Raw genomic sequence first — 14,150 nt, 5'->3', positions numbered from 1 at the left:
TTAACGAATCAAGCACGAGCAAAAACGATAGCGAATTTATCTCTTTGATAAATAAAGGCGAGGCTTTTGTTGGGCTTGATTCCTACGCAGGTGTTAACCTGATCAGGTTCAACGGTACTTGTCTTTAAATCCTTATGATAAAAAATAGGATTAAGACAATCTCAGCAGTTAATTAACTGCGCTCCGTCAAGCTAGGTATTTAGACTAACAGATTTTTGGCTTTTTGTTGTATCAATTCACACCATTCTACAATGCGCATGTTATTGTCATAAAAGTTTCATGATTGCTGTGTTTTAATCACCCATCATTTTCCATGTGTCTAGTGGAGGCATACTGTGAGTCCAAGTAATCCTGTGTTAAGTCACCATATTTCTTCACAATTTAATGAAGACTTACAAGATGTACATACCAAGTTTATGACCATGGGCGGTTTGGTCGAGCAGCAGGTTGCCAATGCAATTCATGCCCTGCTGGATACCGACGCAAACCTGGCGATTGATGTTCAGTTCAAGGACAATACCGTCAATCAGCTTGAACGTGATATTGATGAGGGCTTAACCCTGATTCTGGCACGCCGCCATCCCGCAGCGATTGACCTGCGTATGGTCATTGCGATGAGCAAGGCCAATACCGACCTTGAACGTATTGGTGACGAAGCGGCAAAGATTGCGCGTATTGCCCAAAACCTGTGTGAAGAGGGAGAGTCTCCACGCGGTTATATGGAAACACGCCATATTGGTAACCAGGTTCGCGTGATGATTCATGATGCTTTGGATGCCTTTGCCCGTCTGGATGTGGATCAGGCCTTAAAGGTGGTGATGGCGGATGTGGATATTGACCGTGAATACCAGTCGGCAACGCGTACCCTGATGACCTATATGATTGAAGACCCGCGCCATATTTCGCGTGTCATCAATGTGATGTGGGTGCTGCGTTCATTAGAACGGATTGGTGACCACGCGCGCAACATTTCCGAGCAGGTGATTTATATGGCTAAGGGAATGGATGTGCGCCACACCAGCATTGAAGAAATTGAACAGAAAGTAAATCAAAAATAATTTCAGGAATTAATATTGACCACTGAATTTGAATAATCAGTGGTTTTTTATTGGAAAAAATCCAGATAAAAAAATCCCAGACTTCGGGGGAAAAGTCTGGGAGAGAAATATCATGCGTTCTGAGATATCAATATATCTCTTTATCTTTCTTAGACTCACTGTAATTATATTCCCCTCAACTGTCATGTAGACAACTGTGTATACTCTGTAAGGCTTTATTACTTATGTAAATGTCACGTAAAAAGAGAGCTATATTTAACTCTCTTTTATTGAGTGATATTAGATGAAACGATTTACTTTTGTTCCGTCCAACCTTCTGCTTTTTCAACACTTTCGTCATTGTTGAAGAACTTCTCTCGTTGCTCTTCAAGAAACTTCTTCGCATCGGGTTCGAATACATTGAGTCGTTTTTCATTAATGAGCGTGGTTTGGTGTTTTAACCATTCTTGCCAAGCCTGTTTTGAAACGTTTTCAAAGAACTCTTGACCTTTTGCACCTGGGAATGGTGCAAAGTCTAAACCGTCAAGCTCTTGTTTATATTTGCGGCAAAATACTTGTCTAGTCATGATTTATCCTTAAGCGTATAACTGTTCTAAGCGAGTGTGTGCACGAGTAATAGCTGCTTCAACTTGTTTTGGTGATGTCCCGCCGATATGATCACGTGCATTCACAGAAGCTTCTAAAGTTAAGGCTTTATCAAATACATCTGTTTCGATCAAATCAGAGAATTGTTGTAGCTGTTCCAGTGTCAATTCAGATAAATCTTTTTCTTCAGCCACACCAAGCGCAACTGCTTTACCTACAATTTCGTGTGCATCACGGAAAGCAACACCTTTCTTGACAAGGTAATCAGCAAGGTCAGTTGCTGTAGAGAAACCACGAAGTGCTGCTTCACGCATAATTTCAATGTTTGGAACCAGTGCAGGCACCATGTCTGCAAAGGCCATTAAGCAACCACGAACGGTATCAATTGCATCAAACAAAGGTTCTTTATCTTCTTGATTGTCTTTGTTATATGCCAAAGGTTGACCTTTCATTAAAGTCAATAAGCTGATTAAATCACCAAACACGCGACCTGATTTACCACGAACAAGTTCAGGTACATCTGGATTTTTCTTCTGCGGCATAATTGAAGAGCCTGTGCAGAAACGATCTGGGATGTTCACGAATTTAAATTGTGCCGAAGTCCATAAAATCAGTTCTTCAGACATACGTGATAAATGCATCATGATCAATGATGCAGCAGCGTTAAATTCAATGGCAAAGTCACGATCGGAAACAGCATCGAGCGAGTTTTCTGAAACTGCTTCAAAACCCAATAATTCGGCTGTATATGCGCGATCAATTGGGTAGGTTGTTCCTGCCAAGGCTGCGGAACCGAGTGGCATGCGATTAACACGCTTGCGGCAATCTTGAAGGCGTTCAGTATCGCGAACCAACATCTCAAACCAAGCCAATAGGTGATGACTAAAAGTCACGGGCTGAGCTGTTTGTAAATGAGTAAAACCAGGCATAATCGTATGCGTATTTTGACTTGCTAAACTCAGTAGGCCTTTTTGTAAGCGTAGTAATAAACCTAAAATGTCATCAATTTCATCGCGCAAATATAAACGGATGTCAGTTGCAACCTGGTCATTACGGCTACGACCAGTATGTAATTTTTTACCTGTGATGCCGATACGTTGAGTCAAGCGAGACTCAATGTTCATGTGTACATCTTCTAAATCAATACGCCATTCGAAATTACCCGCTTCGATTTCAGCTTTGATTGTATTCAAACCTTGGATAATATCATCACGTTCAGCCTCAGTCAGTACACCAACTTTAGCAAGCATGGTTGCATGTGCAATCGAACCTGCAATATCTTGTTTATAAAAACGTTGGTCAAATTGAACAGATGCGGTAAATTCTGCAACAAATGCATCTGTTGCTTCAGAGAAGCGACCGCCCCACATTCCAGAGGTTTGATTAGGGCTTGCTGAAGAAGAGGATTGAGAAGATGTGGTCATGGCAGCTCAGTAAAATAAAAAAGAGTATAGCAAATCCAAACGCAGTTGCCGAAACTCGACGCAACAAGTTATCGCAAATGCGTCATGACAATGTACAGGATCAGACATCAGCTTCCTATTTTTTTACGAAAATTGGGCAATGGCAACACTTATTGGAATTAATTGTTGCTAGTAATGTGCTGGCGATGGTGTTGGCACTGGCAGAGGCACGTTCATGGCAGGCATTGGAAACCGCCCGTGTTTTGCAATATATGTGCTTTATTAACTGGGTGATTCTGTCCTTTTCTGCACTGGTTGATTATTTTCAGGAGTTTTTTGCCAAATTTAGTCAGAAAATGGCATTAATTTTAGGCTTTATTTTGCTTCAACTGGTTGTTTTGTTTACCACTTGTGCGGTAAATATAATCCAGTACTGGGCTTCACATTCAACAGACTTTTCAGAACAGGTTTTATTTCAGGGTGTGGGCCTGCATTTAAGCTACGGCATATTGCTGGGCGCGTTTTGCATGCGTTACCTATATATGCGTGAACAATGGCTCAAACAGCAATACAGTGAGTTGAATGCACGCATTCAGGCAATGCAGGCCCGTATTCATCCACACTTTTTATTTAACAGTTTAAACAGTGTAGTGAGCCTGATTGCGATAGACCCCGATCGCGCTGAAAATATGCTGATCAGTTTGTCCCGTTTGTTCAGGGCAAGCTTTCAGGAGCTTAAACTGGTGAGTCTGGGGGAAGAGATTGATCTGTGCCAGCAGTATTTAAGTATCGAAAAAATGCGTTTAGGAGAGCGTTTAAAGGTAGAATGGAATATACAGGCAACGTCTTTGGAATTAAAACGAGTCACGATTCCATTATTAACATTGCAACCTTTGCTAGAGAATAGTATTTTTCATGGGGTAGAAAAAGTTTTACAGCCCTCAACCATTAGTGTATTGGTTGAAATATTGCAAAATCAAGTCAGTATAGTCATTACTAACCCTTATTCTCACGATACAATAAAATCGAGAAAAGGGAATGGAATTGCGATAGAAAATGTAAAACAGCGCCTGAAAGCCTATTATGGACAAACGGTCAAGTTTCAGGTTTATGGGGGAGTATCGTTATATACCACGGTGGTAAGTTATCACTATCGAGTAAAATAATAAGTTAAGTTAACCATAAAAATGACGGATGAAGTTAACGGTGACAAGGAGGAGAGGATGAAAGTTCTGATTGCTGATGATGAACCTCTCGCGGTAGAGCGTTTGTCACGTTTAGTGACCCAAATGGGTCATGAAGTGATTGCGACGGCGCATCATGGGCAGGATGTGTTAAACCATATTGAAAATGATTCGCCCGATGTTGTTCTATTAGATATTCAAATGCCTGGAATGAATGGATTGGAGTGTGCTGAACAGATCAGTCATCTTAGCCCTCGTCCAGCTATTATTTTTTGTACAGCATATGATCAACACGCATTGGAAGCGTTTAAGTTTCAAGCACAGGGATATTTGCTCAAGCCTATTGCACAACAAGATTTACAACAGGTGTTTAATAGTCTGACGCAACTTACACAAGCACAAATGACTGGTTTACAACAACAAGACGATATGTACGATACTAAAACTCAACGTCATCAAATTGCTGCGAAAACTTATCGCGGGGTCGAACTTATTCCAATAGAAAATATTTACTATTTTCTAGCAGATCAGAAATATGTCACAGTACGCCATAAAAATGGCAGTGTATTAATTGATGAAACTTTAAAAGAGCTAGAATCTGAGTTTTCAGATCGTTTCATTCGAATTCATCGTAATGCTTTAGTTTCTCTTGATTATTTAGAAGGGTTGGAGCTGATTGCTGCTGGTCAGTATCAGGTTAGATTACGTGAGCTGGATGAACGCCTGTCGGTGAGTCGCCGTCATTTACCAGGCTTAAGAGAATGCATGCATCAATTATAAAATATTGAACTTAAGTCAGATGAAAAATCAGTTTTTGCTTGCAATTTTAGGTGAGCAAGTTAAGTTTGAAACAATTGTTTTGACCCATGCTTAACTTGAATTTATGAAAACCTTGAAAATTGCGACTCGACAAAGCCCTCTTGCACTTTGGCAGGCGGAGCATATTCGCTCCCGTTTAAATGCGCTTTATCCCGATTTAACGGTTGAGTTGGTTAAGTTTGTGACGCAGGGTGATAAAATTCTAGATACACCTTTGGCAAAAATTGGTGGTAAAGGATTATTCGTTAAAGAACTGGAAGCTGCATTGCTGGATGGGCGTGCTGATTTGGCGGTCCATTCAATGAAAGATGTGCCGATGCACTTACCAGAAGGTTTAACACTTGCTGTGACTTGTGAGCGAGAAGATCCACTTGATGCCTTTGTTTCGAATCATTACCAAAGTTTTGATGAGTTACCTCAAGGCGCCAAAGTAGGTACATCTAGTTTGCGTCGCAAATGCCAGATTTTACAAATACGCCCTGATTTAGAGATTATTGACTTACGTGGGAATGTGGGTACACGTTTATCAAAACTTGATGATGGTTTATATGATGCCATTATTTTAGCTAGTGCAGGTCTAAAGCGTTTAGGTTTAGCGGATCGAATTCGTCATTGTTTAGCGCCTGTTTTGAGTTTACCTGCTGTTGGTCAGGGTGCATTGGGCTTAGAGTGTCGTGCAGACGATATGGAATTATTAAAAATCATTCAACCATTACAGCATGAAGAAACCTCAATTTGTGTGCGTGCAGAACGTGCGTTTAATGCCTATTTAGAAGGTGGCTGTCAAGTTCCAATCGCAGGGTATGCAACTTTAGCCAATGATCAGCTCAGCATAGAAGGTCGTGTGGGAAGTGTGGACGGTAAAACCTTGCTCAAACAACGGTTGATTGGAACTTCAGAAGATGCTGAACAATTAGGTGAACAACTTGCACAATGCTTATTGGAGCAAGGCGCAGGTGAATTGTTAAAAGCGTTATATTGATGCTGTTCATTAATACCCGCCCTTCAGACCGTGCCTCCAGCCTCACCCAGGCATTGACTGAGGCAGGCTATCAGGTTGAAAGCCTACCCTTGCTGGAATTGGTGGCGGAATCTTTTTCTGAGGCATTGCAGCAACTTTACCAACAGCTTGAACAGGTGCAGGTGATTGTTGTGGTCAGTCCAACCGCTGTTGAGATCGGGATGCGTTATCTGCAACATGCAGGTATCACTTTGGAACGGTTGGCGCATATTCAGTGGATTGCGGTTGGAAAAACCACCGCACAGGCATTAGCAAAGTTTAATATTAAAAGTGATGCACCTGAGATTGAAAACTCTGAGGGCATGCTGCAACTGCCGATTTTAAGGCAGCATCCCCATTTAAGTCGGATTGCGTTTTGGCGTGGTCAAGGTGGGCGACAGTTTATGATGCAGCAGTTGCAACAGCGGGGTATCAGTATTCTTAACTTTGTGCTGTATCATCGACAGTGTCCTGAAATAAGCTTGAAGCGTTTTCCCGATATCTTATCAAGAATTCAACGCGATCAACCGACGATGGTGTTGATCAGCAGCGAGGCAAGCTGGAATTACTGGCAACAGCTTTGCGGCCAGGACCTTATTCAAGCACAATGGGTTTATCTGGTATTGGGTGAGCGTTTGGTGAAGATAATGGAAAATGCAGCAACGCAGGCAGGCGGGGCATTTAACATTATTCCGCTTGAAAATTTGTCTGCATCAGGGATGATTCAACGCATAAATGACTGGCAAGGAAATCTATGAGAAAAATTGTATATTTAATATTAGCACTGGGTTTGGTGTGGTTGGCCAAGCTTAGTTATGATGTTGCACAATATTCTCAAACGATTCCCCAGCTTCAACAGCAGCTTGATCAAACACAACAGCGCTATGCACTGCTGAATGACCAGTTTGTTGCTGTACAGCGTCAGGCCCAGAATAACCGTGTTGTGGAACCTGCTGAAGACATGGTGACGATGCCAGCGACAATGACAGGCGTCGCGCCTATTATTCTGATTAAGCAACACTTGCAGTTGATTCAGTTTGCAGTGGAACAGCAGCAGTTTATCTATGCACTTGAGCATTTAAATCAGTTACAGCAACAGATCGTTCAATATGCGGTTGCTCCTGCATTGCAACAAAGTTTAATGAAAGCAATTGAACAGGATCGGCTAGCTATTCAGCAGTTTGTACTGGCACAAACACAACAACAACAGCAACTGGATCATCTACTGCAACAACTGGATCAAAAAATACAGCAAGAAATCTCCAATCCCAACATTACGCTGCAAAAGACTGCAACTGGTTCATGGTGGCAATTGTTCAGGCTGGAAAGGGTTGAACAGCCCGCTACGGATTTAATGAACCGTCATGTGCTGCTCAAGGAGGCGCAGTTACGATTATTGCTGGCATCCCAGGCCTTAAATCAGGGGCAAACTTCTGAATACCGAAAGTCAGTTCAGGAAGTCATACAGTTACTGGTGAAACTACCTGACCAAAATAGCCAACAGATCAGGTCCCGACTGGAGAAAGTATTGAATTTACCTGCTGTGCCAACGCCAAAACTGACAACACTTGGTTTGTTGGGGTAGCGAATGATGAAACAGCTTGTATTGATTTATCTACTTGTCGGTCTATTAATCTTTGCCCTGCTTGCCGTATTGAACTATGGCTATGGCGCGGGTTATGTCTATATCTACTGGCGCGATTGGCAATTCCAGAGCAGCGTTTGGGGTCTTATCCTGCTGTTTATTTTGGTGAGTCTGTTTGCACAGTTATTATGGATATTTGCTCGGCGTTATTTAGCACGTCAGCAACGAAAAAAAGAAACAGTTTTACATTTTAGAGACCTGCATCCCTATGAACAACTCGGCATTGTTTGGTTGCTGGATGCTGCCAAGGACCAGCAGGTATTTATAGAACGTGTTTTTACACAATCAGGCTTGCTGAATAATATTGTGGATGCGCAGTTTGATTATCGAAATGGAGATTATGAAACTGCGTTGCAGCATCTGGAAAAATCGGCGCCTATGGCTTTTGAACTGGCTGAGTTACAGCGTATTGATATTTTTCTGGCGCAGCAGCAAACTGAAAAGGCGTTGACCCATTTGGAATTTCTTGCCCAGCACCAGCTTTCTCCCTGGTTAAGTGAAATTGAAACAGCATATCAGCAATGTATCACGATTTTATGGGGCAAGCTGGCATTACAAAAACCGTGGTTATTTTTACGTACCACGCAGCAGGGTTTACTTGATGCTGAACATCGTGATTTATGGTTGCAGCAGTTACTGATTCAGTTTGACCAGGCTTCAGTCGATGATTTAATTGCCTTGCAGCGACGTTATTTGGCACTGCAAAGCGAGATTCAGGCGCGACCATACAGCAGTAAAGTCCTGTGGCTGAAATTAATGGCACGACTGCCAGAAATGAGCCTGCAACACGAAGATTTAGCCTTACATTTATTGCAGGAACATTTTGACCCAGAGGTGTTTTATCTTTGGTTCCAGCAGCAGTTATTAAAGCAGATTCCAGATTATGCTTATGTGGAACAGCGTATAATCCAGCTTGAGCAGCGTTATACCAGTGTACCCATGTTGACGTTCGCCAAGTGGCATATTTATGTGGCGACACAGCGCCAGCAAGAGGCGGAACAGCTCTTAAGCCTATATCCAGATAACATTTTAATGAGCTACCTGCGCATTAAAACCGTGCTTGGCGATAATCCTGATTTAATCAGGCAGTTAAATTTAATTTTTGAAAATGATGTTAATTTTCTTAACTTTAAAATATGAGTGGAAATATGCAAGAACTGTCTATCTATCCTGTTGTTCACGAGCAAACTGTGGCTTGGGGAGATATGGATGCTTTTGGCCATGTCAATAATGTGCAGTATTACCGATATATTGAAAGTGCGCGAATTGCGTACTTAATGGTATTAAATATATTTGAAAATGATATATTGACTGTGGTGGCTTCCAGCCAGTGTAAATATTTAAGACCAGTATTCTATCCCGATGTATTGTATATTGGGGCACGTATTGAAGAACTGAGAAACAGTGCATTTCGTATGCATTATATGTTATGGAGTCAGGCACAAAACCAGGTTGTTGCAACGGGTGAAGCTGTGTTGGTATGTGTGGATAAACAAACTTCACAGAAAGTGAATATCCCAGAGTTGATTAGGAACAGGATCATTCAGCTTGAAGCCAGTGTAGGACACAATCTAGCTGCTGGTGAATAGTAAAGACAATTATGTCTATTTTACGGAATTAAAATAGACATTTATTGCATCAAATTCTTGCATATTTCTGATCATGACTTGTGTGAAGAGAGGCAGTATTTTATTTCTCAAATAAGAAAAAATGAGTCAAAATTAAGAAAAAAATTAATATTCTTTTTGATAGATCTTACAGTCTGCTTATTTGGATTAATTTCATTTGATTGAGCAAAGCTGTCCATATTTTATTTAATTATAAATAAAAAGCTCATTTTATGGATTGATTTGATTAAGTAGACTATTCTGATATTGATTATTTAATCACTTATAAATTAATATAGTTTTGAATTTTAAAATTCATTTTTTATTTTTGAGTGATATATTTCCTTTTTTAGATTTGGAGCATTTCGAATGAAACCTGATATTAGTAAATTATCTGTTGAAGAATTAAAACGCTTACAAGTAGAAGCTGAGGCTTTAATTGTAAGTAAAAAAGATCAAGCAATTGAAGATGCTTATGATCAGATTGTTGCGATTGCGGATGGTCTGGGCTTTAGCATTGAAGAACTATTGGAACTTGGCGAGCAAAAACGTAAAAAAACAACGCGTAAAGCCGTAGAACCACGTTACCGTAATAAAAATAATCCTGAAGATACTTGGACTGGACGTGGTAAGCAGCCACGCTGGTTGGTTGCTGAGTTAGAGAAAGGTGCAAAACTTGAAGATTTCTTAATCTAATCGAGTTTTAAAAGTCATGATTTTGTCATACGATGACTTTACCCTGTTTCAAAAGCCAGGCTGAAAAAGCTTGGTTTTTTTATATCAGAGAATTGGCGATGTTGAAAAAGTATGCATAATGTCATTCGGAGAGCAAGTTTCTCAAAATGGACGGTCTGTTGCATGTTGGTAAGGATGGAATGAAGAAAAAAACCAAACAATGGAAATGGTGGATTTTCGCCATATTTGCATTTTTAATTTTTATTATTTTACAAATTCCAGCAACATGGTTAATTGCGAAATTTTCAAAAGATAATCAAATATTACATAATGTCAGCGGCAATATCTGGCAGGGACAGGCAGATTGGCAGCAAGGCCAGCTGCGCGGTTCCGTGCACTGGAAAACACGTCCTTTAGACCTGTTGCTCATGCGTTTGGGTGCCAACCTCGATATTCATAGTGGCAATACCCAGTTCAATGGTGTGTTTGGCTATGGTTTTGGCCAGAAAATCATGGTCAGGGACTTACAGGGAACAATTTCGCCTGAGACGCTGAAATATTTTGCAAATTGGCAATGGCCCCAAAATGCGATTCAGCTCAAGGATGTGCAGTTAAACTATCAGAAAGAAAAAGGTTTTGGTTCGGCAAAAGGCCAGTTGCATTGGGGTGGCGGTGAATTGAGCTATACCTTTGGCCAGCGTCAGGATCGTATGAATGTACCATCCCTGATCGCTGAATTAAAGGATGAAAACGGGCAACTACAGATAGATGTCCGTGACCAGCGCAGCCAGAAAATGGCAAATCTTAGCTTAGATCCGAGTTTCATGTTGGATGTACAGTTGACACAACGTATGCTGTTGAATATTCCATCATATCAAGGTAAGGCTGGACTGGACACCTATGTGATCAGTTCCCGTCAGCCATTGTTGCAGGGTGGTTTTTAATGAATGCATTGACGCAGAGAATGCGGCAACTACGCTGGCAAAAGCTGGATAAACTCAGTGCACTGGTTCTGGGATTGCTGATTTTATGGCTATGCTGGAAGCTGGCCTCATTGTTCTGGTGGGTGGTTGCGCCCCCACAGCCGATGCAGTTTGATCGGGTTGAGCTGGGTTCACAGCAGGCAAGGGTGCCAAACATCAGTTCATTTGCACTGTTTAATGAACCTGCTGCAACAACGGCACAGGACAATGTGAATTTGGAACTACAGGGTGTGTTGCTGGGGTACCCAAGTTATTTATCTTCCGCGGTGATCAAGCTGAATGATACCGCCGAGCGTTATCGTGTAGGGGAAACAATCGGTTCAACTTCATATCAACTGGCGGAAGTATATTGGGATCATGTCATTTTAAGGCAGGGCAATGGTGCAACCCGTGAAGTCAAGTTCAAGGGGCTTGATAAGGGGCTTTATCAGCCAATTGCACCAGTATCCACGAATAATAACAGCAACAGTGTGCCACCTCAGACACCACCAGCACAGAATAATACTACACAATCTGCTCTAGGTCAGGCTATTCAGCAAATGCAGGACAACCGTGAGCAATATCTGAAAAATATGGGTGTCGCTGGCGGAGCGGATGGTTATGAAATATCGGATCGGACCCCCAGTGCCTTAAAAAACACCTTGGGTTTACGCTCGGGTGATCGTATCCTATCGGTCAACGGTCAGACCATTGGACCAGGACTCAGCGAAGTACAATTACTAGAGCAGGTACGTCGTGAGGGGCATGCCAAAATAGAAATAAAACGTGGTGATCAAGTGATGACCATACAACAGAGTTTTTAGAACCCCCTATAATTCCCCCTTGTCAAAGGGGAATACAAAAGGGTTTACAAGTTAGGAACAAGTGCAAGTTATGGCTTTCTTGAATCATCAACGTCCACTTTGGGCACTACTTGCTGCCGCGCCTTTGGTTGCGACCATCAGTACCAATGTGCAAGCACAAACATGGAAGATCAACCTACGTGATGCAGACTTAACTGCATTCATTAATGAAGTTGCTGATATTACAGGCAAGAATTTTGCAGTTGACCCTCGTGTGCGTGGCAATGTGACGGTTATCTCCAACAAGGCGCTCAATAAAGATGAGGTGTATGACCTGTTTTTGGGAGTGTTGAATGTCAATGGCGTGGTGGCGTTACCCTCTGGAAATACGGTAAAACTCGTTCCCGACAGTAATGCGAAAAACTCGGGTATTCCTTATGATGCACGTAACCGTGCAGGTGGCGACCAGATTGTCACCCGTGTCATCTGGCTGGAAAATACCAATCCGAATGACCTGATTCCTGCACTACGTCCACTGATGCCACAGTTTGCACATTTGGCAGCGGTTGCTGGCACCAATGCATTAATTGTTTCAGACCGCGCGACCAATATTTACCAACTGCAAAACATTATTCGCAATCTGGATGGTACAGGCCAGAATGATATTGAAGCCATTACACTGCAATCGAGCCAGGCCGAAGAAATTATTGGTTTGCTGGAAACCATGAGCGCCACTGGAGCATCCAAGGACTTTATTGGTTCGCGTGTACGGGTCATTGCTGATAATCGAACCAACCGAATCCTGATCAAGGGTGATCCTGATTCACGTAAGCGTTTGCGCCATACCATTGAAATGCTGGATGTACCATCGGCAGACCGTTTGGGTGGCTTGAAGGTATTCCGTTTAAAATATGCCAGTGCAAAAAATCTGGCTGAGATCCTGCAAGGATTGGTGACGGGACAGTCTGTTTCCTCATCATCTGGCTCAAATAATGCGAATAAATCCAGCTCGATTAATAACCTGACTTCCAATAGTCAAGGTCAGACTGGTAATTCTTCCTCAGGTGTTAATCCATCCATTAACCTGAACAGTGGTTTTAATAACAGTCAGAACAATGCTGGCATCACCAGTTTTAATGGCAATGGTGTCAGTATTATCGCCGATGGTACTCAAAATGCCTTGGTGGTAAAAGCTGACCCGCAACTGATGCGTGAAATTGAAGCGGCAATTCAACAACTGGATATTCGTCGTCAGCAAGTATTGATTGAGGCCGCAATTATTGAGGTATCAGGAAATGATGCAGATCAATTGGGAATTCAATGGGCATTGGGTGATTTAAGCAGCGGCGTTGGCCTTATGAGTTTTAGTAATGTCGGGGCAAGTCTAGCATCAATTGCCGCAGGTTATGCCAGTGCTGGGGCGACTGGTGCAGCCGCAGCCATTGCTGGAGATGCGAGTAAAGGCAATGGCGCTACATTTGGGATGGGTAGTTTTGAGAATTCACGCAAAGCCTATGGTGCGCTGATACAAGCCTTGAAAACCAACACCAAATCCAATTTTCTGTCTACGCCCTCAATTGTGACGATGGACAATGAAGAAGCCTATATCGTTGTTGGTCAGAACGTTCCGTTTGTGACAGGTTCAGTATCGACAGGAACTTCGGGTACGGTAAACCCTTATACCACTGTTGAGCGCAAGGACGTTGGTGTCACCTTAAAGGTGGTTCCGCATATTGGTGAAAACGGTACAGTTCGCCTTGAGGTTGAACAGGAAGTTTCGGACGTTCAGAACAATAAGGGCCAGGCAACCGACCTTGTCACCAATAAACGTGCCATTAAAACGGCTGTGCTTGCTGAGCATGGTCAAACTGTGGTGCTGGGTGGTTTGATTGCGGACAATACTGCATTGTCACGTCAAGGTGTTCCTGGACTGAGTGATATTCCTTATCTGGGGCGTTTATTCCGAGCTGATAGTAGAAGCAATGAAAAGCGCAACCTGCTGGTGTTTATCCATCCAACCATTGTGGGCGATGCTGATGATGTTCGCCGTTTATCGCAGCAACGCTATAATCAGCTTTACAGCCTACAGCTTGCGATGGATAACAAAGGCAACTTTGCAAAATTACCAGAAAATGTGGGGGATATTTACCAGCAACAAGCTGTGTTGAATAGCTCACCCTATCAAAAAGTTCCAACAGCGATACAAAGCAAGACAGTTGTGGTGACCACACCTGTTGCCGTTGATGCGCCACCTGTGCAGAGGCAAAGCATACAGCTTCCCGCTAAGGCGACTGAACGGAGCAGGAATACGGTGACAACAACGACTATTCGCCCTACGTATTCACAGTAGATGCACAGAAGCGCTTGTGTCAAAATGTTATCATGACAAGAAAATATGATAAGGATAGG

General features: G+C 42.4%; 14 protein-coding genes and 1 riboswitch. Of the genes, 12 read left to right on the top strand and 2 right to left on the bottom strand.

Annotation, left to right across the window (positions count from 1 at the left end; genetic code table 11):
- Window positions 1-62: 62 nt before the first annotated feature.
- Window positions 63-196, bottom strand: a riboswitch (TPP riboswitch).
- Window positions 197-335: 139 nt separating this feature from the next.
- Window positions 336-1,058, top strand: a complete 723-nt coding sequence (gene phoU, locus F973_RS13610; protein WP_004762350.1) for a phosphate signaling complex protein PhoU — start codon at window positions 336-338, stop codon at window positions 1,056-1,058.
- Window positions 1,059-1,351: 293 nt separating this feature from the next.
- Here the strand turns inward: phoU and F973_RS13605 are convergent, their stop codons facing one another.
- The gene (locus tag F973_RS13605) at window positions 1,352-1,624 is read right to left on the bottom strand and encodes an oxidative damage protection protein (RefSeq protein WP_004762347.1); all 273 of its coding nucleotides are present in this window, start codon (window positions 1,622-1,624) and stop codon (window positions 1,352-1,354) included.
- A 9-nt stretch (window positions 1,625-1,633) separates the two neighbouring features.
- Window positions 1,634-3,067 (bottom strand): argininosuccinate lyase, encoded by a 1,434-nt coding sequence (argH, locus tag F973_RS13600; RefSeq protein WP_034432690.1) that lies wholly within the window; start codon window positions 3,065-3,067, stop codon window positions 1,634-1,636.
- Here argH and F973_RS13595 point away from each other — a divergent pair.
- The 11 genes from F973_RS13595 (at window position 3,058) to gspD (ending at window position 14,091) form a co-directional block, all read left to right on the top strand.
- Window positions 3,058-4,212 carry a sensor histidine kinase gene (locus F973_RS13595; RefSeq protein WP_004762343.1) on the top strand — a complete coding sequence of 385 codons (1,155 nt, stop codon included), beginning with the start codon at window positions 3,058-3,060 and terminating at the stop codon, window positions 4,210-4,212. The two genes, argH and F973_RS13595, sit on opposite strands and share 10 nt — an antisense overlap.
- A gap of 57 nt (window positions 4,213-4,269) precedes the next feature.
- Window positions 4,270-5,010: a LytR/AlgR family response regulator transcription factor gene (locus tag F973_RS13590; protein ID WP_004762341.1), complete on the top strand. Its 741-nt coding sequence runs from the start codon at window positions 4,270-4,272 to the stop codon at window positions 5,008-5,010.
- Between the two features lie 103 nt (window positions 5,011-5,113).
- Window positions 5,114-6,031 carry a hydroxymethylbilane synthase gene (hemC, locus tag F973_RS13585; protein WP_004762339.1) on the top strand — a complete coding sequence of 306 codons (918 nt, stop codon included), beginning with the start codon at window positions 5,114-5,116 and terminating at the stop codon, window positions 6,029-6,031.
- Window positions 6,031-6,807, top strand: coding sequence for a uroporphyrinogen-III synthase (locus tag F973_RS13580; protein ID WP_004762336.1), 777 nt, complete (start codon window positions 6,031-6,033; stop codon window positions 6,805-6,807). The genes hemC and F973_RS13580 overlap by 1 nt, the downstream gene beginning before the upstream one ends.
- Window positions 6,804-7,634 carry a hypothetical protein gene (locus F973_RS13575; RefSeq protein WP_004762334.1) on the top strand — a complete coding sequence of 277 codons (831 nt, stop codon included), beginning with the start codon at window positions 6,804-6,806 and terminating at the stop codon, window positions 7,632-7,634. Before F973_RS13580 ends, F973_RS13575 begins: the two co-directional genes overlap by 4 nt.
- A gap of 6 nt (window positions 7,635-7,640) precedes the next feature.
- A complete protein-coding gene (locus F973_RS13570; RefSeq protein WP_034432781.1) occupies window positions 7,641-8,834 on the top strand; it encodes a heme biosynthesis protein HemY in 1,194 nt (397 codons plus the stop codon).
- A gap of 8 nt (window positions 8,835-8,842) precedes the next feature.
- Window positions 8,843-9,283: an acyl-CoA thioesterase gene (locus tag F973_RS13565; protein WP_004762331.1), complete on the top strand. Its 441-nt coding sequence runs from the start codon at window positions 8,843-8,845 to the stop codon at window positions 9,281-9,283.
- A 387-nt stretch (window positions 9,284-9,670) separates the two neighbouring features.
- Window positions 9,671-9,997, top strand: a complete 327-nt coding sequence (locus F973_RS13560; protein ID WP_004680745.1) for an H-NS histone family protein — start codon at window positions 9,671-9,673, stop codon at window positions 9,995-9,997.
- Between the two features lie 179 nt (window positions 9,998-10,176).
- Entirely contained in the window at window positions 10,177-10,920 is a 744-nt protein-coding gene (gspN, locus tag F973_RS13555; RefSeq protein WP_034431288.1) for a type II secretion system protein N, read from the top strand.
- Window positions 10,920-11,762 (top strand): type II secretion system protein N, encoded by an 843-nt coding sequence (locus F973_RS13550; protein ID WP_004762328.1) that lies wholly within the window; start codon window positions 10,920-10,922, stop codon window positions 11,760-11,762. Before gspN ends, F973_RS13550 begins: the two co-directional genes overlap by 1 nt.
- Window positions 11,763-11,832: 70 nt before the next feature.
- A complete protein-coding gene (gene gspD / locus F973_RS13545; protein WP_004762326.1) occupies window positions 11,833-14,091 on the top strand; it encodes a type II secretion system secretin GspD in 2,259 nt (752 codons plus the stop codon).
- The last annotated feature ends 59 nt before the right edge of the window (window positions 14,092-14,150 follow it).

Origin of the sequence: Acinetobacter sp. CIP 102129 (genome assembly GCF_000368305.1) — a bacterium.
Lineage (GTDB): Bacteria > Pseudomonadota > Gammaproteobacteria > Pseudomonadales > Moraxellaceae > Acinetobacter > Acinetobacter parvus.
The sequence above is the reverse complement of the archived record's forward strand: the minus strand, read 5'-3'. Positions and strand labels throughout refer to the sequence as shown.

Excerpts from the sequence above, each read along its gene's own strand:
- F973_RS13605 (WP_004762347.1), bottom strand. The coding sequence starts at position 1,624 with ATGACTAGACAAGTATTTTGCCGCAAATATAAACAAGAGCTTGACGGT.
- gspD (WP_004762326.1), top strand. The coding sequence starts at position 11,833 with ATGGCTTTCTTGAATCATCAACGTCCACTTTGGGCACTACTTGCTGCC.
- F973_RS13550 (WP_004762328.1), top strand. The coding sequence starts at position 10,920 with ATGAATGCATTGACGCAGAGAATGCGGCAACTACGCTGGCAAAAGCTG.
- F973_RS13560 (WP_004680745.1), top strand. The coding sequence starts at position 9,671 with ATGAAACCTGATATTAGTAAATTATCTGTTGAAGAATTAAAACGCTTA.
- F973_RS13570 (WP_034432781.1), top strand. The coding sequence starts at position 7,641 with ATGAAACAGCTTGTATTGATTTATCTACTTGTCGGTCTATTAATCTTT.
- argH (WP_034432690.1), bottom strand. The coding sequence starts at position 3,067 with ATGACCACATCTTCTCAATCCTCTTCTTCAGCAAGCCCTAATCAAACC.
- F973_RS13575 (WP_004762334.1), top strand. The coding sequence starts at position 6,804 with ATGAGAAAAATTGTATATTTAATATTAGCACTGGGTTTGGTGTGGTTG.
- hemC (WP_004762339.1), top strand. The coding sequence starts at position 5,114 with ATGAAAACCTTGAAAATTGCGACTCGACAAAGCCCTCTTGCACTTTGG.
- gspN (WP_034431288.1), top strand. The coding sequence starts at position 10,177 with ATGAAGAAAAAAACCAAACAATGGAAATGGTGGATTTTCGCCATATTT.
- F973_RS13580 (WP_004762336.1), top strand. The coding sequence starts at position 6,031 with ATGCTGTTCATTAATACCCGCCCTTCAGACCGTGCCTCCAGCCTCACC.
- F973_RS13595 (WP_004762343.1), top strand. The coding sequence starts at position 3,058 with ATGTGGTCATGGCAGCTCAGTAAAATAAAAAAGAGTATAGCAAATCCA.
- F973_RS13565 (WP_004762331.1), top strand. The coding sequence starts at position 8,843 with ATGCAAGAACTGTCTATCTATCCTGTTGTTCACGAGCAAACTGTGGCT.
- F973_RS13590 (WP_004762341.1), top strand. The coding sequence starts at position 4,270 with ATGAAAGTTCTGATTGCTGATGATGAACCTCTCGCGGTAGAGCGTTTG.